The organism is Microbacterium sp. F1-18 (assembly GCF_052921305.1).
Map to the genome: position 1 here is coordinate 580,274 of NZ_JBREVD010000003.1, position 24,430 is coordinate 604,703.

At 70.4% G+C, this 24,430-nt stretch carries 21 protein-coding genes and 1 pseudogene; 8 read left to right on the forward strand and 14 right to left on the reverse strand.

What is annotated here, in order from left to right; genetic code table 11:
* Positions 1–24: 24 nt before the first annotated feature.
* From ACU6RU_RS11445 to ACU6RU_RS11455, 3 genes and pseudogenes are all read left to right on the forward strand, one after another.
* On the forward strand, positions 25–423 hold the full coding sequence (locus ACU6RU_RS11445; RefSeq protein ID WP_289330092.1) for a YrdB family protein: 399 nt from the start codon (positions 25–27) through the stop codon (positions 421–423).
* Positions 420–1,787, forward strand: coding sequence for an FAD-binding oxidoreductase (locus ACU6RU_RS11450; RefSeq protein ID WP_446726584.1), 1,368 nt, complete (start codon positions 420–422; stop codon positions 1,785–1,787). The genes ACU6RU_RS11445 and ACU6RU_RS11450 overlap by 4 nt, the downstream gene beginning before the upstream one ends.
* A 44-nt stretch (positions 1,788–1,831) precedes the next feature.
* Positions 1,832–2,098, forward strand: a pseudogene (locus ACU6RU_RS11455) (NUDIX hydrolase); the annotation flags it as partial.
* Here the strand turns inward: ACU6RU_RS11455 and ACU6RU_RS11460 are convergent.
* The 5 genes from ACU6RU_RS11460 to ACU6RU_RS11480 form a co-directional block, all read right to left on the reverse strand.
* The gene (locus ACU6RU_RS11460; RefSeq protein WP_446726585.1) at positions 1,993–3,069 is read right to left on the reverse strand and encodes an ROK family protein; all 1,077 of its coding nucleotides are present in this window, start codon (positions 3,067–3,069) and stop codon (positions 1,993–1,995) included. The pseudogene ACU6RU_RS11455 and the gene ACU6RU_RS11460 overlap by 106 nt on opposite strands.
* Positions 3,066–4,031, reverse strand: coding sequence for a carbohydrate ABC transporter permease (locus ACU6RU_RS11465; protein ID WP_120264621.1), 966 nt, complete (start codon positions 4,029–4,031; stop codon positions 3,066–3,068). Before ACU6RU_RS11465 ends, ACU6RU_RS11460 begins: the two co-directional genes overlap by 4 nt.
* Entirely contained in the window at positions 4,028–4,999 is a 972-nt protein-coding gene (locus tag ACU6RU_RS11470) for a carbohydrate ABC transporter permease (RefSeq protein ID WP_120264620.1), read from the reverse strand. The genes ACU6RU_RS11465 and ACU6RU_RS11470 overlap by 4 nt, the downstream gene beginning before the upstream one ends.
* A 64-nt stretch (positions 5,000–5,063) precedes the next feature.
* A complete protein-coding gene (locus ACU6RU_RS11475) occupies positions 5,064–6,323 on the reverse strand; it encodes an extracellular solute-binding protein (RefSeq protein WP_120264619.1) in 1,260 nt (419 codons plus the stop codon).
* Between the two features lie 94 nt (positions 6,324–6,417).
* The gene (locus tag ACU6RU_RS11480; protein WP_120264618.1) at positions 6,418–7,566 is read right to left on the reverse strand and encodes an ROK family transcriptional regulator; all 1,149 of its coding nucleotides are present in this window, start codon (positions 7,564–7,566) and stop codon (positions 6,418–6,420) included.
* A 172-nt stretch (positions 7,567–7,738) separates the two neighbouring features.
* Between ACU6RU_RS11480 and ACU6RU_RS11485 the strand changes: the two genes are divergently transcribed.
* From ACU6RU_RS11485 to ACU6RU_RS11495, 3 genes are all read left to right on the forward strand, one after another.
* Positions 7,739–8,176: a hypothetical protein gene (locus tag ACU6RU_RS11485; protein ID WP_120264617.1), complete on the forward strand. Its 438-nt coding sequence runs from the start codon at positions 7,739–7,741 to the stop codon at positions 8,174–8,176.
* A 123-nt stretch (positions 8,177–8,299) separates the two neighbouring features.
* Positions 8,300–9,739, forward strand: coding sequence for a L,D-transpeptidase family protein (locus tag ACU6RU_RS11490; RefSeq protein WP_446726586.1), 1,440 nt, complete (start codon positions 8,300–8,302; stop codon positions 9,737–9,739).
* A 78-nt stretch (positions 9,740–9,817) separates the two neighbouring features.
* Positions 9,818–10,270 (forward strand): GNAT family N-acetyltransferase, encoded by a 453-nt coding sequence (locus tag ACU6RU_RS11495; protein WP_094260231.1) that lies wholly within the window; start codon positions 9,818–9,820, stop codon positions 10,268–10,270.
* Positions 10,271–10,346: 76 nt separating this feature from the next.
* Here ACU6RU_RS11495 and ACU6RU_RS11500 read toward each other — a convergent pair whose 3' ends face one another.
* Entirely contained in the window at positions 10,347–12,563 is a 2,217-nt protein-coding gene (locus ACU6RU_RS11500) for an NADP-dependent isocitrate dehydrogenase (RefSeq protein WP_289330095.1), read from the reverse strand.
* 115 nt (positions 12,564–12,678) lie between these two features.
* Between ACU6RU_RS11500 and ACU6RU_RS11505 the strand changes: the two genes are divergently transcribed.
* Both ACU6RU_RS11505 and ACU6RU_RS11510 read left to right on the forward strand, forming a co-directional pair.
* Positions 12,679–13,659 (forward strand): acetylxylan esterase, encoded by a 981-nt coding sequence (locus ACU6RU_RS11505; RefSeq protein WP_289330096.1) that lies wholly within the window; start codon positions 12,679–12,681, stop codon positions 13,657–13,659.
* Positions 13,656–14,582, forward strand: a complete 927-nt coding sequence (locus ACU6RU_RS11510; RefSeq protein ID WP_446726587.1) for an N-acetylglucosamine kinase — start codon at positions 13,656–13,658, stop codon at positions 14,580–14,582. Before ACU6RU_RS11505 ends, ACU6RU_RS11510 begins: the two co-directional genes overlap by 4 nt.
* Positions 14,583–14,685: 103 nt before the next feature.
* Here ACU6RU_RS11510 and ACU6RU_RS11515 read toward each other — a convergent pair whose 3' ends face one another.
* From ACU6RU_RS11515 to ACU6RU_RS11550, 8 genes are all read right to left on the reverse strand, one after another.
* Positions 14,686–16,497 (reverse strand): ABC transporter ATP-binding protein, encoded by a 1,812-nt coding sequence (locus tag ACU6RU_RS11515; protein WP_446726588.1) that lies wholly within the window; start codon positions 16,495–16,497, stop codon positions 14,686–14,688.
* Entirely contained in the window at positions 16,494–18,314 is a 1,821-nt protein-coding gene (locus tag ACU6RU_RS11520) for an ABC transporter ATP-binding protein (RefSeq protein WP_120264611.1), read from the reverse strand. The genes ACU6RU_RS11515 and ACU6RU_RS11520 overlap by 4 nt, the downstream gene beginning before the upstream one ends.
* Before the next feature lie 309 nt (positions 18,315–18,623).
* Positions 18,624–19,169, reverse strand: a complete 546-nt coding sequence (locus tag ACU6RU_RS11525) for a methylated-DNA--[protein]-cysteine S-methyltransferase (protein ID WP_120264610.1) — start codon at positions 19,167–19,169, stop codon at positions 18,624–18,626.
* Positions 19,166–20,680, reverse strand: a complete 1,515-nt coding sequence (locus ACU6RU_RS11530; protein WP_446726589.1) for a DNA-3-methyladenine glycosylase 2 family protein — start codon at positions 20,678–20,680, stop codon at positions 19,166–19,168. The genes ACU6RU_RS11525 and ACU6RU_RS11530 overlap by 4 nt, the downstream gene beginning before the upstream one ends.
* Before the next feature lie 141 nt (positions 20,681–20,821).
* Positions 20,822–21,439: a hypothetical protein gene (locus ACU6RU_RS11535; protein WP_446726590.1), complete on the reverse strand. Its 618-nt coding sequence runs from the start codon at positions 21,437–21,439 to the stop codon at positions 20,822–20,824.
* A 28-nt stretch (positions 21,440–21,467) separates the two neighbouring features.
* Complete coding sequence (locus ACU6RU_RS11540) at positions 21,468–22,112, reverse strand: hypothetical protein (protein ID WP_446726591.1); 645 nt, start codon at positions 22,110–22,112, stop codon at positions 21,468–21,470.
* Positions 22,113–22,169: 57 nt separating this feature from the next.
* A complete protein-coding gene (locus ACU6RU_RS11545) occupies positions 22,170–23,861 on the reverse strand; it encodes an alpha/beta hydrolase (RefSeq protein WP_446726592.1) in 1,692 nt (563 codons plus the stop codon).
* Positions 23,858–24,151 carry a hypothetical protein gene (locus ACU6RU_RS11550; protein ID WP_289330103.1) on the reverse strand — a complete coding sequence of 98 codons (294 nt, stop codon included), beginning with the start codon at positions 24,149–24,151 and terminating at the stop codon, positions 23,858–23,860. Before ACU6RU_RS11550 ends, ACU6RU_RS11545 begins: the two co-directional genes overlap by 4 nt.
* Positions 24,152–24,430: the final 279 nt, after the last annotated feature.

Genomic DNA, 24,430 nt, shown 5'->3' on the forward strand with positions numbered 1-24,430 from the left:
AGGCCGGCGCCTAGAATCGGAGGCATGTCCGAACTGCCGAACGTCCGTCCTGCCAACCCCGAGGCGCCGCAGCAGGCGGCCGGCACGCGGCGGGCTCTCTCGGCGGTCGAGCTCCTCGCCTTCGCCTGCCTGCTGTTCGCCGTCGCGACGTTCGCGATCTGGGGCTTCGCCGCGTGGGACTTCCCGCTCAATCTGGTCGCGGGCATCGGGGCTCCTGTCGCCGCGATCCTCCTGTGGGCTCTGTTCGTCTCGCCGCGCGCCGTGCTCGTCGTGCACCCGTTCGTGCGCGCCCTCGTGGAGCTGTTCGTGTACGCCTCGGCCACCATCGCCTGGTGGAGCATGGGCCAGGCCTGGATCGGTCTGGTGTTCGGAGTCATCGCGGTGACCTGCGGCGTGATCGCCGGGCGCCGGCGCCTGTCATGACCGTGCCCGACGTCGTCGCCCGGCTCGTCTCCGAGCTCGGCGATCGCGTCGACGTCACGGACGCCGGCCGCACCGCTGCCCGGGCCGACAAGTCCGGCCAGGCGGCATCCGGGTCGCCCCTCGCTGTCGTCCATGCCCGCACCGTCGACGACGTCCAGAAGACGATGCGCATCGCCTCGGCGACCGGCACCCCCGTGGTCCCGCGCGGCGCCGGCACGGGGCTGGCCGGCGGCGCGAACACCGGCGCCGGCGAGATCGGGCTGTCGCTGCGTTCGATGGATCGCATCCTCGAGGTCCACCCCGACGACCTCATCGCGGTGGTCGAGCCCGGCATCTTGAACGGACAGTTGAACGCCGCCCTCGCGGAGCACGGCCTGTGGTGGGCTCCCGATCCCGCGAGCCGCGACATCTCCACCGTCGGCGGCAACATCGCCACGGGCGCGGGCGGCCTGCTGTGCGCGAAGTACGGCGTGGTCCGAGACGCGGTCCTCGGGCTCGATCTCGTCCTCGCCGACGGGCGCCTGATGCGCCTGGGCCACCGGACGGTCAAGGGCGTGACGGGTCTCGACCTGACCTCGCTCGTCATCGGCTCGGAGGGCATCCTGGGCATAGTCGTCGCCGCGACGCTGAAACTCCGCCGCCTCGTTCCCGGTGAGGCGCGCACGATCGCCGCGACGTTCGGCGATGTCCGCGCCGCGGCGGTCGCGGCGTCGGCGGTCACCGCAGCCGGGATCCAGCCGGCGATCATGGAACTGATGGACGCAACCTCGCTGGCGGCCTCGCATCGTCTGCTCGGTCTTCCCGCCCCCACCCCCGGCGCCTCGCAGCTGACGGTCCAGACCGACGGCCCCGGGGCGACCGCCGAAGCGGAGGCCGTCGTGGCGGTGCTCGCCGCGGCAGGCGGCACCGTTCGCCTCGCCCGGGACGACGCGGAGGCTCAGCAGCTGTGGACCGTGCGGCGGTCGATGCATCCGGCCATGGAGACGCTGGGGACTGCACTCATCGAAGACGTCTCGGTGCCGCGCAGCGCCCTGCCCGCGATGTTCGACGAGATCGCGCGCATCGAAGAGCGCTTCGGTCTGACGATCCCCACCGTCTGCCACGCGGGCGACGGCAACCTGCATCCGAACTTCATCTTCGACGGCGACGAGGTTCCCGAGGTGATCTGGGAGGCGGCGGAAGACCTCTTCCAGTCGGCTCTGCGCCTCGGCGGAACACTCACCGGGGAACACGGCGTGGGCGTCCTCAAACGACGCTGGCTCGCCGACGAGCTCGGCGACGACCAGTGGGAGCTGCAGCGCCGCATCGCGCGGGTCTTCGACCCCGCCGGCATCCTGAACCCCGGGAAGGTGTTCGCACAGTGACCGCATCCGTCCCCGCCCGGGAGGTGCACGTCAGCGCCGCGGTGGTGACCGACGGCGACGGGCGCACGCTCCTCGTCCGCAAGCGCGGCACCGAGCGGTTCATGGCGCCCGGCGGCAAGCCCGAGCCGGGCGAGTCGGCCGGCGCGGCCCTCGTCCGCGAGCTGCACGAAGAGCTCGGCGTCGTCGTGGCCGAACCCGACCTCGTCTATCTCGGCCGGTTCGAGTCGGATGCCGCGAACGAGCCGGGTTTCCGCGTGGTCGCCGAAGCGTTCGCGATCACACTCGACCCCGCGTCGGTCAGCGCAGCCGCCGAGATCGCCGAGGCGCGTTGGCTCACGGCGGACGAAGCCGCCGCGTTGCCACTGGCACCGCTCAGCACCGAGCATCTGCTTCCGCTCGCCTGGGCCTGAACAGCGGCCCCCAGGGCTCCCACCGGCACATCGCGGGGCACGAGCTCGACCCGCTGGTCCAGCCGCAGTGACCGCAGGAACGGCGACGCCGCGGCGGACTTGGCGAGCGCCGCCCGCACGGGGCTGAGCAGGCGGTCGGCGAGCGCGGCGATGCCCCCACCCAGGACGACCACGTCGACGTCGGTCGTGAGCACCAGAAGCCGCACCCCTCCGGCGACGCCACGAACCAGGTCGGCTCGGATGGCGCCCGCGCGCTCGTCTCCCGCATCGGCGGCGTCGAAGACCGTCAGCACCGGGAGCGGCGCGGCTTCGCCCCAGCGCTCGGCGACGGCTCCGCCGCCGGCGAACGCCTCGATGCATCCGTATTGTCCGCAGCGGCAGCGAGGGCCGTCGGGGTCGATGGGGATGTGGCCGATCTCGCCGGCCGCGCCGCGTGCGCCGCGCCTCGGTCCGGTCTCGTCGACGATTCCCGCCGCGACGCCGGTACCGAGATTGAGGTAGGCGAGCGATCCGCCCGCGGGCCGGAGTGAGCGCGCGCCGACAGCCGCGTAGCGCACGTCGTTGTCGATCGAGGGCCTGACGCCCAGCCGCGCCCCGACAGCCTCGGCGAGGTCGTACCGCTCGATCCCGAGGTTCAGAGCGTGCTCGACGACGCCGCTTCCCGGCAGGATCTGTCCCGGAACCCCGACGCCGATGGCGACGTCCGTCTCACTGCCCGCGAGGTCGGCGACGATGGCTGCGACGCCGTCGGCGACGGCATCCCCGCCCCATCCGGTGGGCCGGCGCCGCCGCGCGATCTCGTCACCGTGGTCGTCGACGGACACGGCGAGGATCTTCGTGCCGCCCACGTCGACACCGATGCGCAGCGTCATCCCTTCACTGCGCCCGAGACGAGCCCGCCCGACATCCGCCCCTGCACGATGAGGAAGAAGATCACGACGGGGATCGAGATGAGGGTGGATGCCGCCATCACGGCGCCCCAGTTGGTCGCGGCGGTCGCCGACTGGAACGACAGCAGCCACGGCGGGAGGGTCAGGTTGTAGCCCTTCATGAGCAGCAGCGCCATCGTGAACTCGTTCCACGACTGGATGAACGCGAAGATGCCGGTCGCGACGAGCCCGGGGGCCAGCAGCGGGAAGGTCACCTTCCAGAACGCCTGGGTGCGCGTGCACCCGTCGATCATGGCCGCCTCTTCGAGGTCTGCCGGGACTCCCGCGACGAAGCCGCGCAGGGTCCAGATCGTGAAGGGGATGACGGCGGCGACGTAGACGATGCCGAGGCCGATGAGGGTGTTCATCAGGCGCCAGTCGTCGATCATGCCGTAGATCGTGAACATCATCGCCTCGCCGGGGATCATCTGCACGATGAGCACGGCGACGATGAACGAGCGCCGGCCGCGGAAGCGGATGCGGGCGACCGCGATCGAGGCGAGGAAGGCCAGCACCAGGGTGACGACGAGGACGCCCACGGTCACCAGGGTCGACGACAGCAGACCGTGCACGAAGTCGGTCTGCCCCGGAGCCGCCTCGCGCGTCCACGCGGTCGCGTAGTTGCCGAGGGTGAAGTCGAAGGGCAGGAAGCTCGGGGTGCGGCTGATGATGCTCTCGCCGCGCGTGAACGACATGTTCAGCATCCAGTAGACGGGGAACACCGAGCAGACGAAGACGATCAGCGCCGCGAGGTTCAGTCCCGCCCGCGAGAGGATGCGGCGACGCGGCGGTCGCCTCACGTCGAGCGATCGCGGCCGGGGGCGCTTCGCGCGCCCCACCTCGCCGACGACCTCGTCGACCCCGATCGTGCCGAGCTGGGTCGCCGGGGTGACCTGGGTGCTCACAGCTCCTCCTCCTTGAGCGTGGTGCGGATGTATCCCCATGACAGGGCGAGGAGCAGCACGACCATGAGCACGCCGATCGCACTCGTCACGCCGAACTCCCCCGGCCCTTGCCGGAAGATGTAGGTGCCGAGCACGTTGGTCTCGGAGATGAGGCCGCCGCGCTGCTGCAGCGCGTAGACCTGGGTGAAGATGCGGAGGTTCCAGATGACCTGGAGCACGACGACGACCGTGACGACATTGCGCAGGTAGGGGAAGACCACGAGGCGGAAACGCTGCCAGCCCACCGCGCCGTCGAGGGATGCCGCCTCGAGCACCTCGGCGGGAACCTGTCCGAGTGCTGCGTAAAGGGTGAAGGCGGCGAAGGGCACGCCCTGCCAGACGACGATCACGGTGAGGACGAAGAAGAAGGACCACGGGTTGGCCAGCCACGAATGGTTGGTCCAGTCGGTCGATCCCGTCATGGTGTTCAGGGCCCAGTTGACGATGCCGTACTGCGAGTCGAAGATCCAGCCCCAGACGGTGGTCGCCGCCAGCGGCGGCATCGCCCAGGCGAGCAGGAGGCCGAGCGACACGAGGACGCGCCAGCCTCGCCGCAGCCGCGTCATGAGCACGGCGACGAGAGCGCCGAGGCTGACGATCAGCACGGTCATCACCACCATCAGCCCGAGGCTGCGGACGAGGACGGCCGGGAAGTCGGACTGCGTGAAGACCTCGAGGTAGTTCTCGAAACCGATGAAGTCGGGCAGCGTGCCCTGCACCTTGTTGCGGATGGCGTAGTCGGTGAACGACTGCACGAGCATCAGCACGGCGGGATAGCCGACCATCACCCCGAGGATGATGAGCGATGGGCCGAGCAGTGTCAGCGCGCCGACGTTGTCACGCCGTCGGCGCGACCGTTCCCGCTCGCCCGGCGTCGGCGACGCCGGGCGCTTCGCGCGGCGGGGCGGGCGGGTGAGGACGTCTGTCATCGTCCTGTCCTCTCTGCGATCGTCGTGGGACGCGGGGCCGGGCGCCGCGTCCCACGACGCCCGGCTACTTGTTGAGGATCGCTTCGATCTGGCTGTCGAGCTCGGTCGCGATCGCGGTGACGTCGCCGCCCTGTGCGATCTTGACCAGCGCGTCCTTGATGGCACCGGATGACTCGACCTCGGACCAGTTCGGGCTCGCCGGCACGGCCTTCGACGACGCGACGGCCTTGGCGGCCTCGGCCGTGATCTCGTCGTCGGGCAGGAACTCGGCGAAGGAGGTCAGCGCGGGGATCAGGCCGTTCTCGGCGAGGATCTTCTGGTAGCCCTCCGAGAGGATGATCTTCAGCGCAGCCTCGGCCTTGTCGGGTGCGTCCGACTTCGCGGCGACGGCGATGTTCGAGCCTCCCGCGAACACCGGAGCGACCTCGCCGGCGGTCATGCCGGGAAGCGCGAAGGCCTTCAGGTCGGCGCCCGCGGTCTCGGGGCAGCCGGGAGCCTTCGCGTCGTCGGCGGGTGCGAGGATCGACCACTTCACCCAGGCGGGAGCGGAGAGGAATCCGACCTCGCCGGCGCAGAAGGGCACCTGGGGATCGGTCTCGTCCGCGTCGGCCGGCGCGATGGTGGCATTCTCGTAGACGTCCTGGAGCATCTCCAGACCGGCGATGCCGCCCGAGCTGGAGAACCCGCCCTTCCAGGTGTCGCCGTCCTGGGTCGCGATCTCGCCGCCGTTCGCCCAGACGTAGGGAAGGGCGTTGTACCAGTCCTTGCCGGGTGCGTAGATGCCCGACTTGGTGGCTGTCGTCGCGGCGATGCCGTCGGCCACGTACTCCTCGAGCGTCGTGGGCACCTCACCGCTGTATGAAGAGGGCGAGTAGAAGACGATGCGCGACCCCGCGTAGTACGGCGCGGCGTAGAGGCTGCCGTCCGCGGATCCGAGCTCGACGAAGCTCTGCAGCAACGCATCGCCGCCGAGGTCGGCCTCGATGTCGGAGATGTCGAGGAACAGGCCCTGGTCGATGAAGCCGGGCGACTGCGTGTTGCCGACCTCGACCAGGTCGGGTGCGTCGTTCGATGACAGCGCGGCGACGTAGTTGTCCGCGGTGTCGGCCCAGGTCTTCTCCTCGATGGTCAACGTCCAGCCTTCGTTCTCGGCTTCGAACGTCTTCTTGAGGTAGTCGCGGGCGTCCTGCGGGGTGTCGGTGCCGACAAGCCACACGGTCAGGTCTCCGGTCTCGGCGCTCTGCCCCGCGTCGCCGCTCGCGCAACCGGCGAGCAGCAGGGCGGAGGCACCGAGGAGCGACAGTGCTCCGAGGCTCTTCTTCATGGTGATTCCTTCTTCTCTGGTGTCGACGAGTCGGATGGCTCGTCCGGGTGTGGAGCGGTTGGTGCGGGTGGATCTCAGCGGATGTGGAGCAGGGTCAGGAGACGCCGAGGCGACCTGACAGGACCATGACGGCAGCGCCGCGCAGGACGATGTCCTGGCCTTGCTCCGTCATCCGCACCTGCAGCTCGTCGTGGAACGTGGCGAGCGTGCGGGTGCGCACCGTCTCGGCAGCCGCCCGTGCGAGCGGGCCGTCGAGAAGTTCTGCGGGGCCGGAGAGGACGACCTCCGACAGATCGAGCGCCCCGACGATGGGGGCCAGTGCGATGCCGAGCCGCTCGCCCGCGTCGCGCAGGAGTCCCTCGCGATCGCTTTCGGCACCGGCTGCGAGGCGGGCGGAGAGAGAGGGGACCGAGATCCATGCCTCGAGACATCCCACCTTGCCGCAGGCGCAGTCGGGGCCGCCGTCGGTGCCCACGGTGACGTGACCGATCTCACCCGCGGCCGATCGCGCACCGCGCAGGGGGTCGCCGCCGGTGAGGAGCCCGGCACCGACGCCTCGGCCGACTTTGACGAGGATGACGTCGTCACCGGCTCCGCCGAACGTGTGCTCCGCGAGCACCGCGGCGTTCGCGTCGTTCGCGACGAGGACGGGCACGCCGACGGCATCGCTCAGGATGCCGGTGAGGTCGACGCCTTCCCAACCGAGGCCGGGCGCGGCGAGCACGACCCCGGCCGCGTCGACGACACCCGGGGTACCGACGCCCACCCCGAGCACGGGCGCATGCGCATCGCGCACGAGAGTGCGCGCCAGCTCGACGACCACCGGCAGGATGTCGGCGCGGTCTCGGGGGACGGCAGCCTCGTGACGCGCGACGATCTCGCCGTCGAGGGTCATGACTGCCCCCGCGAACAGGTCGTTCCCCGAGAGGTCGAGGCCGACGATGCGGTGCCCGTCACGAGCGAGATCGATGAGGATGGCAGGCTTGCCCGGGCCCGCGGCCTCGCGGACACCCTGTTCCGCCACGAAGCCGTCGCCGATGAGCTCGGCGACGAGGTCGGAGATCGTGACGCGCGTCAATCCGGTCTCGCGGGCCAGGTCGGCACGGCTCATCGCTCCCCCGTGGAAGAGCCGTTCGAGAACGAGCGCGCGGTTGTGCGCCCGAGCGTGCTCGGGCAGGATCTTCGCGCCTGGGCGCCGCGTGCGGGTCGTGCGCCGCGGGGCCTGGGTGTCCGAGCTCGTCATGTTTGTTAGTAGACCTTACGAAAGGGGCTGGCACAAGCGGCCGGGTCGGTTTTGCTAGTGATGTTTACAAACCCGTTACATCCGCGCCGCACGTCCAGACCAGATGTCAAGTGGGACTCTCCAGCGCCACTCCTCCGTAGGGTGGAGTGATCGCCGCCCCGAGGAGAACCGCATGAACCGTCGCCTGACCGCCCTCACCGTCACCGCGCTGGCGCTCGTCGCCCTGACCGGATGCACCGGGGGCGACGACTCCGCCTCCGGAGGCTCGAACGCCGCGAGCAACCAGTCGGTCGAAGACGCGTGCACGCAGGTCGACGACGTCATGACCGAAGCCACGCAGGGCATCCAGGAGATCGACCCCTCCGACCCCGCCGCGGCGGCGAGTGCGCTGCGCACCATCTCCGACGGCATGGGCGAGGCTGCCGCCCAGGTCACCAACGAAGAAGTCTCGGGCATCCTCCCCGACCTGCAGACGGCGTTCTCCTCGGCCGCCGATTCGATGGAGGCCGTCGCCGCCGGCGACACCGATCGAGCCACGGAGCTGACCACGGCGCTCAGCGACGTCCAGGGCAGCATCGACACCTACACCGAACTCTGCGGCGCCAGCTGAGCACCCGGCGCGAGCCGGATCGCGCCGCTGAATAACACTCTGGTTTCACTCAGGCCGCTCTCGGACTGCTGTCGCGTACCATGAGTTCCGAGTGCGCGTTCACGCGCAGACGGGGGTACAGCGGTGACGGATGTCGCGTCGAAGCATGATCACGAGAGCACGGCCGAATCGGGCGTGCCCTCGACCGATCCCGATCAGCGCGTCGAATGGGCACCTGTCGAGCCGGCGCGCAAGAAGCGGCATCTCGGCCTGTGGATCGGTGTTCCCGTCGGCGTCGTCGCGCTGGGAGCAGCCGCGGCATCCTTCTTCCTGATCGCCCCCGGCACGACCATCGCAGGCGTCCCCGTCGGTTTCATGACCCCCGGCGCCGCAGCATCGGCTGTGCAGGACCGGCTCGACCAGACCACCGTCACGCTCGGTGACGGCGGGGCGAGCGTCTCGGGTGCCGACCTCGGGGCGCAGGTGGACGGCACGGCGCTCGCGGCATCCGCCTTCGACGCCCGACCCGCGTGGAACGTCACCCAGTGGTTCGGCGACCCCATCGCCGCCACCGTGACCCTCGACGAAGCCAGCGCCAGCAGCGCGCTGCGGGGCGCTGCGGGCGACCTCTACGTCGAGCCCACGGCGGCATCCATCTCGTTCGACGGTACGTCCTACGTCGTAAACCCCGACGTGCCCGGCGCGGGAGTGGACCCCGAGGCGGCCCGTGCGGGCCTGCAGAGCGCGTTCGACTCCGGCGCGACCGGCGCCGCCATCGACCCCGAGCTCACACCCGTCTCGGCACTGACCACCACCGCCGCCGCGGAAGAGACCGCCGCGTCGCTCAACAGCATGCTCGACGGCGTCGGCTTCTACGTCGGCGACGAGCGCACCGTTCCCGTCGACCGCGCCACGGCGGCGAGCTGGCTGACGGTCGCGACCGCCGACGACGGGTCGTTCGAGATCACGGCAGACCCCGCCGCCATCCAGCCCGTCGTCGACACGCTGCCGAGCCTCGTCGATCGTGCCCCCGTGAACGGCGTGGTGTTCGCCAACGCCGCCGGTGAGATCATCGACGACTCCGACGCCGGTCTCGACGGCCGCACGCTGACTTCGACCGACGGCATCGCCGCCGATTTCGCCGAACAGCTCGCGACGGGGGATGCCGCCTACCGTCTGCCCGTGGATGTCGTCCCGGTCACTACCGAGACCATCACCCGTCTTCTCGAGGTCGACCTCGGCGAGCAACGCCTCTACCTCAAGGAGAACGGCGTCGTCGTCGACTCGTGGCTCGTCTCGACGGGCCGCCCCGGCGCCGACACGCAGACCGGCTACTACACGATCGGGTGGAAGACCCCGCGCCAGGACATGCGCGGCACCGCTGCCGACTCGGGTGTCAGCTACGTTCAGCCCGACGTCAAGTGGGCCATGTACTTCAACGGCGATCAGGCGTTCCATGGCGTCTACTGGCACAGCAACTGGGGCAACCGGATGAGCGCCGGGTGCGTCGGGATGCCCGACTCGCGCGCCGCCCAGATCTACGAGTGGGCCGTCGCCGGAACCGACGTCTACGTCCACGCCTGATCGACGGGAACCGACGTCTCCCGTCGTATCGTCCGATCGATCGATGCGCGACGGATCGATCACCGTTAGCCTGTGACCATGGCTGACCTCCGAGTGGAAGAACTGTCGGCGTCGACGATCGTCGCGGTGAACAACCTGTCGCTGAAGCCCGGGCAGGAGCGTTTCGTCGTGCCCGAGAGCTACGCCATCGCCGCGACCGTGGTCGACCCCGCGACCTCATGGCAGCGCGTCATCCTCGACGGCGACGAGGTCGTCGGATTCGTCAGCGCCGGTTTCGACCCCGACGCGCCGCACGAGCACTTCCGCTCGGTGCTGTGGCGCATCAACGTCGACGCCGACGACCAGGGCCGCGGCGTCGGACGCTTCGCGGTCGAGCAACTGGTCGACGAGGCGCGCAAGCGCGGTTTCGACTGCCTCAACGTGATCTACGAAGCGGGCGAGGGCGGGCCCGAGGCGTTCTTCACCCGTGTCGGCTTCACCCCCGTCGACGAGACCGAGTACGGCGAGGTCGTCGCCGAGATCCGCTTCTGACGGACTCCCCCACGCACGCAGCAGAACGCCCCGGACCGCCGAAGCGGCCGGGGCGTTCTGTTGCGTCAGAGTGAGGTCACATCCCGTCGATGATGCGGTTCAGCGTCGCCGAAGGCCGCATGACGGCAGCGACGAGCTCGGCATCGGGGCGGTAGTAGCCGCCGATCTCCGCCGGCGATCCCTGAACCGCCACCAGCTCGTCCACGATCGTGGTCTCGTTCGCGGCGAGCTCCTCAGCGACCGGCGCGAACGCGGCGGCGAGCTCGGCGTCGACCGTCTGTGCGGCCAGCTCCTGAGCCCAGTACAGCGCGAGGTAGAAGTGGCTGCCGCGGTTGTCGATCGTGCCGAGCGCGCGGCCGGGCGACTTGTCCTGCTCGAGGAACGTGCCGGTCGCGGCATCCAGCGTGTCGGCGAGCACCTTGGCGTGGGCGTTGCCGGTGTACTCGGCGAGGTGCTCGAACGAGGCGGCCAGAGCGAAGAACTCGCCCAGCGAGTCCCACCGCAGGTAGTTCTCGGCGACGAGCTGCTGCACGTGCTTCGGTGCCGAGCCGCCTGCGCCGGTCTCGAACAGACCGCCACCGGCCAGCAGCGGGACGATCGAGAGCATCTTGGCGCTCGTGCCCACCTCGAGGATCGGGAAGAGGTCGGTCAGGTAGTCGCGCAGGACGTTGCCGGTGACGGAGATCGTGTCCTCACCGCGGCGGATGCGCTCGAGCGAGTAGCGCGTCGCGTCGGCGGGCGCCAGGATCTCGATGGTGAGGCCGTCGGTGTCGTGCTCGGCGAGGTAGGTCTTGACCTTCGCGATGAGGTTCGCGTCGTGGGCACGGGTCTCGTCGAGCCAGAACACGGCGGGGACGCCCGTTGCGCGCGCGCGGGTGACCGCGAGCTTGACCCAGTCGCGCACCGCGACATCCTTCGTCTGGGTCGCACGCCAGATGTCGCCGGCCTGGACCTCGTGCGACAGCAGGACCGAGCCCGAGGAGTCGACGACCTCGACCGTGCCCGCAGCCGGGATCTCGAAGGTCTTGTCGTGCGAGCCGTACTCTTCCGCCGCCTGGGCCATCAGGCCGACGTTGGGCACCGACCCGATCGTGGCGGGGTCGAGCGGGCCGTGCTCGATGACGTCGTCGATCGTCGCCTGGTAGACGCCGGCGTACGACGAGTCGGGGATGACGGCGATCGTGTCGTCCTCGCCGCCGTCGGCACCCCAGAGCTTGCCGCCGTTGCGGATGAGGGCGGGCATCGAGGCGTCGACGATCACGTCGGAGGGCACGTGGAGGTTCGTGATGCCCTTGTCGGAGTTGACGTACGACAGACGCGGGCCGGCGGCGATCGCGGCGTCGAAGGCGGCACGGATCTCGTCGCCGTTCCCGAGCTGAGACAGGCCCGCGAGAATCGCACCGAGGCCGTCGTTGGGGGTGAGGCCGGCAGCGGCGAGGTCGTCACCGTAACGGGCGAACACGTCGGCGAAGAAGGCGCGCACGACGTGACCGAAGATGATCGGGTCGCTGACCTTCATCATCGTCGCCTTGAGGTGCACCGAGTACAGCACGTCCTCGGCGGCGGCCTGCGCGACCGTGTCGGCGAGGAAGGCGTCGAGGGCCGCGGCCGACAGGAAGGTCGCGTCGACCACCTCGCCCGGGAGCACCTTGAGGCCCGACTTCAGCTCGGTGACGGTGCCGTCCTGAGCCGTGAAGCGGATGGTGAGCACGTCGTCGCCCTCGATGACCGTGGAGGTCTCGTTCGACTTGAAGTCGTCGTGGCCCAGCGTCGCGACGCGGGTCTTCGACCCGTCGGCGAACGGCTTGTTGCGGTGCGGGTGCTTGCGCGCGTAGTTCTTCACCGACAGCGGAGCGCGACGGTCGCTGTTGCCCTCGCGCAGCACGGGGTTCACGGCGGAGCCCTTGATGCGGTCGTAGCGGGCGCGGACGTCCTTCTCGTCGACGTTCTGCGGCTCGTCGGGGTAGTTCGGGATGTCGTACCCCGCAGCCTGCAGCTCGGCGATGGCCGCCTTCAGCTGCGGGATCGAGGCCGAGATGTTCGGCAGCTTGATGATGTTGGCCTCGGGCAGCGTCGCCAGGCCGCCGAGCTCGGCGAGGGCATCGCCCACCTGCTGCTCGGGGGTGAGGTTCTGCGGGAAGGCGGCGAGGATGCGGCCCGCGAGCGAGATGTCGCGGGTTTCGATGGCCACGCCGGCCGCACCGGCGAAGGCCTCGACGATGGGCAGGAAGGAGGCGGTGGCCAGTGCCGGCGCCTCGTCGGTGTACGTGTAGATGATGGTCGAGTCGGGCACGTGTCGTCTCTCCAAAAAGCGCGTCGAGGGTCGGTCCTCAGCGTATCGCACGGGGGCAGTTCTCTCGATGTCGAGATATCTCTCACGACTCCGGGCTTCGCGCTAGGGTGAGCGCGTGCCGCGCTTCGATCTTCCGCTCGCCGAACTGCAGGACTATCGCCCGGAGGTGAGCGAGCCCAGCGATTTCGACGATTTCTGGTCGGCCACGATCGCGGGCTCGCGTGAGGCCGGAGGCGAGGTGACGGTGTCTGCGGCATCCGAGCTGTACGCCACCGTCGATGTGCACGACGTGACCTTCCCCGGTTACGGCGGTGATCCCGTGAAGGCCTGGCTGATCCTCCCCGCGCATCGCGAGGGGCCGTTGCCGGCGGTCGTGGAGTTCGTCGGCTACGGCGGCGGTCGGGGTCTGCCCACCGAGCGGCTCGCCTGGGCCACCGCCGGATACGCCTCGTTCGTCATGGACACCCGCGGACAGGGCAGCGTGTGGGGCAGCGGCGGCGAGACGCCCGATCCGCACGGGTCGGGCCCGGCCGTGCCCGGCTTCATGACTCGCGGCATCGAATCGCCCGAGACCTACTACTACCGACGCGTGTTCACCGACGCCGTGCGCGCTGTCGACGCGGTGCGATCGCTCCCCGAGGTCGACCCCTCGCGGGTATCGGTGACGGGCGGCAGCCAGGGCGGCGGCATCGCCATCGCAGCCGCCGGCCTGAGCGAAGGCCTCGTCGCGGCGATGCCCGACGTGCCCTTCCTCTGCCACTTCGAGCGTGCCGTCGGGTTCACCGGCAGCGACCCCTATCAGGAGGTCGTGCGCTGGCTGGCCGTCCACCGCGGCGACGAGGCCCGGGTCTTCGAGACCCTGTCGTACTTCGATGGCGTGAACTTCGCCCGTCGCGCCGACGCCGCCGCCCTGTTCTCGGTGGGACTGCTCGACCCGGTGTGCCCGCCGTCGACGGTCTACGCCGCATTCAACGCCTACGGCGGCACGCACAAGGAGATGTCGGTCTTCCCCTTCAACGAGCACGAGGGCGGGCAGGGCTACCAGTGGGAGGCCCAGGCGGCGTTCCTGCGTCGTGTTCTCGGAGGCGACGCATGAGCGCACGTCGCGTGCTCGCCATCGACGCGGGACAGAGCGGGATCAAGGTGCGCCCGGCCGCGGCATCCGGTGGAGACCTCCTCTTCCCCGGCATCCGCACCGGCGAGCCGCTGCTCCCCCAGCTCGCCGCCGTCGTCGCCGAGACGGCGGCGCGCACCGGAGAACCGGCCGACGTGGTTGTGGCGGGCATCTCGGGGCTGACCGACGCGAACGCCGACGCCGACGCCCTGCTCGCCCTGACGGCGGCGCAGGGCGTGCGCGGGGTCGTGCTCGCGCACGATTCGACGACCTCGTTCCTCGGCGCCCTCGGCGACCGGCGCGGGGCCGTGGTGGCAGCCGGCACCGGAGTCGTGACGCTCGCCGTCGGGGCCGAGACCACCGCTCGCGTCGACGGTTGGGGCTGGATCATGGGCGATGCCGGCAGCGGCTACTGGATCGGCCGCGAGGCCCTCGACGCCGTGATGCGCGCTTACGACGGTCGTGGCCCGACGACCGAGCTGACGGCGGCGGTCTCGGACCGCTGGCCCGACCTGTCGCAGGCGTACATGAGCCTGCAGGCAGACCCCGACCGCGTCCGCGTCGTCGCGAGCTACGCGGCCGTCGTCGCCCGCGCGGCCGACGCGGGCGACGCCGTCGCGCAGGACATCTCGGTGCGCGCCGCGCATGAGCTCGCCCAGAGCGTGCGCGCCGCGATCGCCCAGGTGCGCAGTGACGAGAAGACGTTCCCGGTGTGCGCGATCGGTGGCGTGTTCGGCTCGACCCCGCTGCGGGAGGCCTTCGCCGACGATCTGCACGCGGGCGACGAGTCGGTGCGCCTGGTGGCCCCCGTCGGCGTCGGCATCGACGGGGTGATGGCCCTCGCCGACCTCGACGAGTCGCACCCCCTCGCCGCGGTCACCCATGCCGCCGGCGTCATCCGCTGACGGCCTCCACCCAACGCCGACCCCCGCCGAGAACGCACCGCAACGCCGAGAACGCACCGTCTCCGGTGCGTTCTCAGGGCGAGGGTGCGTTCTCGGCGTGCGGTCAGACGAGCGACTCGCGCCAGGCGGTGTGCAGCTGGGCGAACTTGCCCGTTCCCGCGATCAGCGCGGCGGGTGTGTCGTCCTCGATGATGCGGCCGTGCTCCATCACCAGCACACGGTCGGCAATGGCCACTGTCGACAGGCGGTGCGCGATGATGATCGCCGTGCGGTCGGCCAGCAGCGTCCCGAGGGCCTCCTGGATCTGCCGCTCGCTCGGGATGTCGAGCGAGGCCGTCGCCTCGTCGAGGATCAGCACCGCCGGGTCGGCGAGGAACGCGCGCGCGAACGAGATCAGCTGACGCTGCCCCGCCGACACGCGGCCGCCTCGCTTGTTGACGTCGGTCGCATATCCGTCGGGGAGTCGCTCGATGAACTCGTGCGCGCCCACGGCCCGTGCCGCGGCCTGGATCTCGTCCATCGTCGCGTCGGGCTTGCCGAGCGCGATGTTGTCGGCCACCGTGCCGCTGAACAGGTACGCCTCCTGCGTGACCATGACGATCGCGCGCCGTAGGTCTTTCGGATGCAGCTGACGCAGGTCGACGCCGTCGAGGGTCACCCGGCCCTTCGTGGGGTCGTAGAAGCGCGCGACGAGCTTGGCGAGTGTCGACTTGCCGGCGCCCGTCGTCCCCACGAGCGCGATCGTCTGCCCCGCGGGCATGTCGAGCGAGAAGTCGGGCAGGATCGTCACGGCATCCGAGTACCCGAAGGTCACGTCCTCGAAACGCAGGTGCCCGCGGGCCTCACGCAGCTCGACCGGAGCCGTCGGGTCGGGAACCGTCGGTTCCTCTTCGAGCACGCCCGACACCTTCTCGAGCGCCGCTGTCGCCGACTGGTACGAGTTGAGGAAGAAGGCGACCTCCTGCATCGGCGCGAAGAAGTTGCGCACGTACAGCACAGCCGACAGCAGGAAGCCGAGGCTCAGCGTGCCGTCGACCACCCGGAATCCGCCCCATGCCAGCACGAGGGCGAGCGAGACGGATGCCACCGCCATGAGCGCCGGCTCGAACGTTCCGAACAGGCGGATCGAGCGCATGTTCACATCGCGGTAGTCGCTCGAGAGCCCGCCGAACTCGGCATCGTTCGCGGGCTCCTTGCGGAACGCCTTCACCGCGCGGATGCCGGTCATCGACTCGACGAACTTGACGATCACCTTCGCGCTGATGACGCGCGACTCGCGGTAGACGACCTGCGAGCGCAGGTAGAACCAGCGCATGAGCAGGAACAGCGGAATGCCCATGACCGCGAGGATGACGCCCGACTGCCAATCGAGCAGCAGGAGCGCGATGAGGGTGAACCCGCCGTAGAGCAGACCCGAGACGAGCTCATTCAGGCCGCCGTCGAGCAGTTCGCGGATCGTGTCGAGATCGCTGGTCTGACGCGAGATGATGCGCCCCGAGGTGTACGACTCGTGGAACTCCAGGCTCAGCCGCTGCGTGTGGCGGAAGATCCGCTTGCGCAGGTCGATCATGACCGCCTGGGTCAGGCGAGCTGCGACGACGGCGTACCAGCCGATGAGCGCGGCGCCGCCGATAGCCGTGATGAGGAAGACGATGACGACCGCGATGGTCGGCATCCAGTCGGCTTCCTTCTGCACGGCGGGTAGCGCATTGGCGATACCCCAGCCCACGAGAGCGGGGCCGGCGACCCGCAACGCCGTCGACACCACGAGCACGACCGCCGCCAGCGCCAGTTGCATGCGCAGCGGCGAGACCAGCGACCCGAGCAGGCGCAGCGAGCGCCGCCGGATCTCGCGGCTCTCGTCGCGGGTGTAGTCGGAGCGGTCCTCGCCGCTCGTCCCGGTGACGGTGCTCACAGGGTCACCTCCCTTTCGTCCTGTCGTTGCTGTTCGTCCTCGAGACTCGAGATGACGTGGCGGTAGTGCTCGCTGGTGCGCAGCAGCTCGGAGTGGGTGCCGACGGCGGTCACGCGCCCCTCTTCGAGCAGCGCCACCCGGTCGGCGAGCGTCACCGTCGACGGGCGGTGCGCGACGATGAGGGCGGTCGTGTCGGCGAGCACCTCGCGGAGCGCGTCTTCGACGAGCGCCTCGGTGTCGACGTCGAGTGCCGACAGCGGATCGTCGAGCACGAGCACGGCCGGACGAGCGGCGACGGCGCGGGCGAGCGCCAGGCGCTGCCGCTGTCCGCCCGAGAGGCTGAGCCCCTCTTCGCCGATGACCGTGTCGACCCCCGCCGGCAGCGTGTCGACGAAGTTCGCCTGCGCGACAGACAGCGCCTCTCGCATGACGCGCTCGGCCTCCGCGCTGCCGCGCTCGAGGTCTTCGCGCCCGAGCAGCACGTTCTCGCGGACGGTTTGCGAGAACAGCGTCGCGTCTTCGAATGCCATGCCGACGTGGCGGCGCAGCTCGTCGAGCCGCAGGTCGCGCACGTCGACGCCGTCGAGCAGCACACGGCCGCCGGTGACGTCGTACAGCCGGCCGGGCAACGTCGTGAGCGTCGTCTTACCCGACCCGGTCAGGCCCACGAGCGCCATCGTCTCGCCCGGACGCAGCGCGAGGTCGATGCCGTCGAGCAGATCGCGCTCGCTCTCCGGCGCATCCTGGTAACGGAAGCGGGCGCCCTCGAAGACGAGCTCGCCGCGCGGCTGCGCGATGGTCGTCGGGTTCTCGGGGTCTGTGATCGTGTTCTGCTCGTCGAACACCTCGAAGATGCGGTCGGTCGCCGTGCGGGCGTCGACGAGGAACGAGAAGAGGAACCCGATCGACTCGACGGGCCAGCGCAGGATCGTCGCCATCGCGAAGAACGCGATGAGCGAGTCGACTCCGAGCTCATCCGCCTGCACGAGGTAGATGCCGGCGCCGAGGCACAGTGCGAAGGCGATGTCGGGCAGCAGAACGAGCCAGAACCAGATCCAGCCGACCGCTTTGGCCTTCTTGACCTCGGTCTCGCGCAGGGTCTCGGCCTGCCGCGTGAACTTCTGCAGGGCGTGACCGCCGCGGCCGAACGCCTTCAGCACGCGGATGCCGTGCACCGACTCCTCGACGGCCGTCGCGAGATCACCGGCCTGGTCCTGGCTCTGGCGCGAGAGCAGCCCGTAGCGGTTCTCGAACACGAAGCCCGCGATCCACAGGGGCGCGGAGACGACAACGAAGATCGTGCCCAGCAGCCAGTGCCACCGGAACAGGATGATCGAGCCGACGACGATCGTCACCATGTTCACGACGAGCAGGACGATGCCGAAGGCGAGCCAGCGGCGGATGAGGCTGATGTCCTGCATCATCCGGCTCAGCAGCTGGCCCGACTGCCAGCGATCGTGGAAGGCGACCGGCAGGCGCTGGAGCCGCGCGAAGAAGTCGGTGCGCAGCTCGTACTCGACCTTCGTGGCAGGGGCGAGCACGAACCAACGGCGCGCCCAGACCATGAGCGCCTCGAGCAGGCCGAGTGCGAGGATGGCGCCGGCGCCGAGGACGATGAGCCATGGGTCGCCCGAGGAGATCGGCCCCTCGGGGCCGACGATCACCTCGAGGACGAGCGGGATGCCGAGAGCGAGCAGGCTCGCGACGAGCGCGCTGGCGAAGCCGAGGCTCAGTCGCGGCAGCACCGGTTTGGCGAACGGAAGCAGACGCGCGAGCGCGCGCGGCGTGGACAGACGAGGGGGCGTCGAGGAGGTCATGATCCTGAGGTGTGTCGAGCGGGATGCCGGTGACGGCGAGGGGCGCGCGCGAGCGCGGCGAATCGGGGCACGGACCCCGAGGGAAGGAACGTCTGAAGCGCTGAAGCGCTTCCCGGAGCTACCGGACGATTCCTCCGCGTGCGGGACGCCCGTCGGCCGTGACGAGGAAGGCGACGGACTTCGTGATGACGATGGCCGATGACATGGCTTCCTCCTGGGGTCGAGCGGACGGGGCACCCGCTACGCACACGGGAGCCCTCCAGGATATATCTGTGTATTCGCTGAGTGCAAGGAAAACCTGGCAGCGATTCAGGCGCGAAGCCGCGCCTCGCGCTCGAGGAGACGTTGTTTGACCTCGACGCCCCACGCGAATCCCCCGAGCGCCCCACCCGTGCGGAGAACGCGATGGCACGGGACGAACAACGCCGCTGCATTGCGGGCGCAGACGGATGCCGCGGCACGCACGGCTCCGGGTGAGCCGAGCGCCGCCGCGAAGCCCGCGTAGGTCAGCGGCTCACCGGGAGCGATGCGCCGGAGCGCCTGCCACCCCGCGCTCTGCAGAGTGGTGCCGGGCTGACGCACCGGCACCGCGTCGATGGCGGTGAGGTCGCCACCGTAGTAGGCGGCCACGGCGGCCGCGGCATCCGTAGGACCGTCGAGGATCTGCGCGGGACGCGCGACGGGGCGGAGTCGGTTGAGGATCGCATCGGGATCGCTGGTCCACCCGGAGGCGAGCACCTCACCGCCCGCCTCGAGGATCGTGAAAGGCCCGTCGGGCGTCGCGACGGTCTGGAGCCGGGCCGTCTCGACCAGGGTGGTCTCGGTCGGGGCGGAGGCGTCGGTGGTGGCGGTCATGCTCGGGCCTTTCGGGACGGCGAGAGGGTGGGCTCGGTCGCGCTCTCGCGCCAAGCCTGGGTGACGGGGGCGGCGTACCAGAGGTGCGCCATGAGGTAGCTGCGCCAGGGCGCGACGCGCTCGGACCAGGCGACGAGCTCGGACGGGCCGGCGGGGATGCCTGCTGCGGCGGCCCCTGCTCGGGCCGCGACATCGCCGGGCAGGAGGATGTCGGGGTCTCCGAGCACCCGCATGCGCACGTAGTCGGCCGTCCAGGGGCCGATGCCCGGGAGGGCGAGCAGAGCGGAGCGCTGTTCGTGCGTGTCGTCGCCGGGAGACAGGCGCAACGAGCGGTCGGCGAGCGCGGTGGCGGCGCCGACGATGGCACGGATGCGGGCGCCGGGCCCGCGCAGGACGTCGGCGCCGTGCTCGGCGACCGCCGACATCGTCGGGAAGAGGATCGCCGGGCCGGCGGCGGTCTCGACCGGTTCGCCGAGCTCGGCGGCCAGCCGCCCCTGCACGGTGCGCGCCGAGGCGACGCTGATCTGCTGGCCGATCATGGCCCGGATGAGCATCTCGTCGGGGTCGATGGCTGCGGGCAGGCGCACTCCCGGAATCCGTGCGACGAGGGGCGCCAGCTCGGGATGCCGCGCCAGGGCTTCGTCGACGGCGGTCGGATCGGCGTCGAGATCGAACAGCCGTCGGACGCGCGCGATGAGGGTGGACAGGTCGGTCAGCGAGGCGAGCTCGGCGCGCAGACGCACGCGGCCCGCGTCATCCTGGCGCACCTCGAACCAGGCCGGACCGCCCGCGAGCCGGACGACCCGGGCGAACGAGCGCTCGTCACCCGACTCGACACCGGGGATGGCGTGCGCCCGCATCCAGCCGAACAGGCCGGCGGCGTCGAACGGTTCCCGCACCGGAAGGACGAGGTCGATGCGGCCCGGCATCCGCTCCCCCGCCTGCCGGCGCGCCCGCAGCTGGCCGGGAGGCATCGCGAACACCTCGCCCACCGTTTCGTTGAACTGCCGCACGCTCGCGAATCCCGCGGCGAAGGCCACGTCGGCGATGGGCAGGTCGGTGTCGACCAGCAACGCCCGCGCCGTGTGGGCGCGGTGCGCGCGGGCGAGCGCGAGCGGACCGGCTCCGAGCTCCGATGTCAGCAGCCGGGTGAGGTGCCGCGAGGAGTAGCCGAGGCGGGATGCCAGCCCCGGGACGCCCTCGCGATCGACGACGCCGTCGGCGATGAGACGCATCGCACGCGCGGCGAGATCGCCGCGCAGGTTCCACTGCGGCGAGCCCGGAGTCGCCTCGGGCAGGCACCGCTTGCACGCGCGGTAGCCGGCCTCGTGTGCCGCGGCGCTCGTCGGATAGAAGGTCACGTTGGCGGGCTGCGGGGTGCGGGCGGGGCAGCTCGGGCGGCAGTAGATGCCCGTCGAGCGAACGGCCGTGACGAACTGGCCGTCGAAGCGGCGGTCGCGCGCGTCGATGGCGCGATACCGCTCGTCGAAGGTCATCCCGTCACTCGTCATGCCCCCAGCCTGACACGCCCCGCCGACACCGGCTCGCGGAAATCGGACACGACCGTTCCCGGGGCACGGCACGGTCGACTCGCCACGGGATGCGGATCCCGCCCCTCCCGGATCCGCGCTTTCTGGCGAGTCGACGGGAGGTCAGCGAGGCGGGAAGGAGAACTGCGGGACCGAGGAGGGACCTTCCGTCGCGGGAAGCCGGCGCCAGACGTCCGCGGGCAGGCGTTCCTCGGCGAAAACCTCTGTCGCGAGGGCATGTGCCGACCCGGGGGCGCATTCCGTCTCGGCCGACACCCTCACCCGGCCCGTTGCCGCGTGGATCGTGACGACCGTCCGCTCGGCGATGACCCCCTCGGCGACGACTGTCACTTCGCGCGCGTCCCCCTGCCCCCGGTCGCTCGTGTCGCTGTCGATCCCCAGTGAGGCGAGAGCCTCGACCGCTGCGTCGGCTACCTCCCATGCGTCGCGTCCGGGCAGCTCCAGACCGCGGACGGCCACGAGACGGTATCCCCCGTCCTCGCTGAGCCCGCGCTGGCATCCTGTCGGATGTGCGCCGTACGCACCGTCCACGACGCTCCACTCGGCCGGCTCGATCGCCATGATCACCGTGTGAACGCCCGTCGCCAACGCGAAGAACCGGTCCCGCGCCTGCGCGTACGTCTCGCTGTCACCGACGCCGCCGGAGCCTCCGCATCCGCTCACCAGCAGCACCGAGAGCAGCACGAGTGCGCCGACGCCGGCACGGCTCACACTTCTCACCCGGAACATCTGCGAGCGTGTCAGGTCATCATCGAGGCGGAACCGGGGCGTCCGTCACGAGTGGCTGCGGCTCGACCGGCGTGCCGTCCTCGCTGTAGTACACGGGACCGTCGGGCGGGAAGAAGAACAGGGGCACCGACGACGGACCTTCCGTCGCGGGAAGGCGACGCCAGACGTCATCGGGGTACAGCTCTTCACCGAACATCGTGGTGAGGATGTCGGAGCTCGATCCGGCGGTGCAGGCGGTCTCGCTGGAGACGAGCACACGGCCGTCGACGGGGCGGATGACGACCACGGTGCGGGCGGCGTCGCTCTCCCCCACGACGGTCACCTCCCGCGCGTCCCCCGAACCGCGCTCCACGGCCTCCGCGTCTATCCCGAGCTCGGCGAAACCCTCGGATGCCGCAGCCGCGATGTCCGCAGCATCCCGCCCCGGCAGCTCGAGCGCGCGCACCGCGGTGAACGAGTACCCCGTGTCGGAGCTGACCCCCAGCTGACATCCGCTCGGGCGGGCTCCGTACTGTCCCTGGTCGACCCGCCAGTCGGTCGGCTCGATCGCCATGATCACCGTATGCAGCTCGTCGGCCATCGCCGTGAACTGCTCGCGCGCCTGGGTGTACACGTCCGCGGCCGGCTGTTCGTCACTCGGCGTCGCCGCACACGAACTCATCATCAACACCAATCCGACGGTGAAAGCCGTCATCGTCATCCGCGAGGTCGGTCTCATCAGTCACGTCCGGTAGGGGTCAACGGGCAGCCATCGCAGCCAATCGGGCAGATCCCAGAAGCCGCGCTCGCTGCCCTCACCGTCAATCTCCGTCCCGGGTTCACCGGTCAGGATGATCTGCTGGATGTTGTAGAACGATTCCGATCCTTGCACGAGGTACCCCTCGCCGTCGCCCGATGGAAGTGGGCCGTTGCCGCCTTCGTGGGCGCCGTGCCCCGGGGTGGGCGCGAGGTGCTGGTCGCCCGCGTAACCGCCGTCACTACCGAACTCGGTCACGCCCGGGAGCGTCTCGGGCACCGTGCCGTGCGCGCCACCCCAACTCGTGTCACGGCCGATCCGCGCCCACGCATCGTTCTCCGACAGCGTCGCGTACATGCGCAGGTCGTCGGCGTTCTGAAGATTCGAGAGCACCTGAGGGTCGCTCGGGAAACCGGCGGAGCCCACGGCGATGAACTGGTCGACGCCGAGTGCGCCCGGGCGCGAACCGATCGCGAGGGCGGCGGTCGTGCTGCCGTAGGAGTGGGCGATGACGGCCTTCTCCGCCGTCGGATGCACCGCGTCGATTCCCAGCAGGAACGAGCGGAGTGCTGCCGCGCCGTCACGCGCCCGGTCCATGCCGGGCTCTTCGATCTCGTTGGGAGAGTCGTAGCCGAACCACGCGATCGTCGCGAGGCCCGGTCCGGCGTTGTTGAGCGCGCGAGCCGAGTCTCCCCACTCACCGATGCCCGCCACAGACGAGTTCATACCGGGAACCAGCACGTTGATGTCCGTCGCGGAAGCGAGATCGCCGTAGGCCAGTGCCGCGGTGGTCTGCGCCGAACCGTCGGGATCGAACGAGATCAGGAGCGGGAAGGGCGGGCCATCCGTCAGCTCTTCCCACAGCGCCGCGACGTCGTCGCCGAGGGCACCCCCGGGGTTCGTGGCGCGCAGCGCCTCGAGGCGCTCGCGGTTGATGCGACCGCGGACGTCGTAGGGGATGCCGTCGAGATTGCCGATGATGTCGGGATGCGCCCGGGCGATCTCATCCTGCAGCTCGGGATGCGCGAGCCACAGCTCGAGCACCGCTTGCGGGGTGTCCGCCGCGAGCAGCTGGTCGAGCAGGTTCTGCGCCTGCGACGTCATCGCCGGCCCCGCCCCGCCGGCGAGCTCGGCGAGCGCCGCGTCGTAGGCGGTGTCCCAGGCGGAGTAGTGGCTCTCGAACTGCTCCCACAGATCGGCGAGATCGCTGGCCGCGGCATCCCGGGCGGCGACGGCATCCTGTGCCTCGTCGTTCGCGCGCCGGACGTCGGCAGGCTCTCCCGAGCGCGAGGTCCACAGCGCGTTTAGCCCCGCTTCGTTCGCCGTGGCCGATGCCGACGACAACGCGGCGTGGGCGGACTCGATGTCGTCGATGAGCCGGTTGGCCGCCTCGGCCGACGATGAGAACGCGTCGGCGTAGCGCTGAAGCACCCCCGCGAGCAGCTCCGCCTCGGCGATCTCCGCGGCGAGTCCGCTGGCGACCTCTTGCGCTTTGGAGCGCGCCGACCGGATCGATGCGCCGACGCCGTCGAGGTCGGTCGCGGACTGGACGGTCGTGCGGAGGTCTCCGAGCGAGCCCGCGACGCGGCTGAACGCACCACTCCACCAGCTCATCGACCCGGGATTGCCCTCGAGGCGCTCGAGCGGGTAGCCGCGGTTCGGCGACGTGAGGGTCACGGCTGCTCCTGCCCGGTGAGCTCGACGTCGAGATCGGAGTAGCGCGTCGCGATCGCGGTCAGCAAGGCGGCGACCTCGGATGCCGCGGTGGTCCGGTCGAGCACGACCCGATTCAGTGAGCTCAGCCGCCGGTTCATCTCGAGACGGAGCGCGACCCGGTGTGCGGGGTTCTCGACGCCGGTGTCGTCCCCCTGGATGTCGGCGTTGTCCACCACCGCGCTCGAGACCCGCGTCTGGATCGCATCCGCCGCGCTCGTGAGCGCGTGATAGTAGATCTCGACGTCTGACATCGGGCCCCCTCCACCGGCTCGGTCCGGCCGACGCTGACACGCTATCGACAGGCCCGCTGCCGCGTCGATGGGGAGGACTCCCCTGCCGCACCCCGCGCGCTGCGGCCGCGGCATCCGCCGGTTCATCCGCGGCGCGACCGGCTCGCCGTGCCGCAAACAGGCTCACCCGGCCCCAACCTCCGAGCACAGGCGGGATGCGTCGACGCAGCCTGTTCTCGGCACGCCCCGAGGCGCGCAGCGGTGCCACCGGTGTCTTCGTCGGCCCGGAGGGGCGGGCGG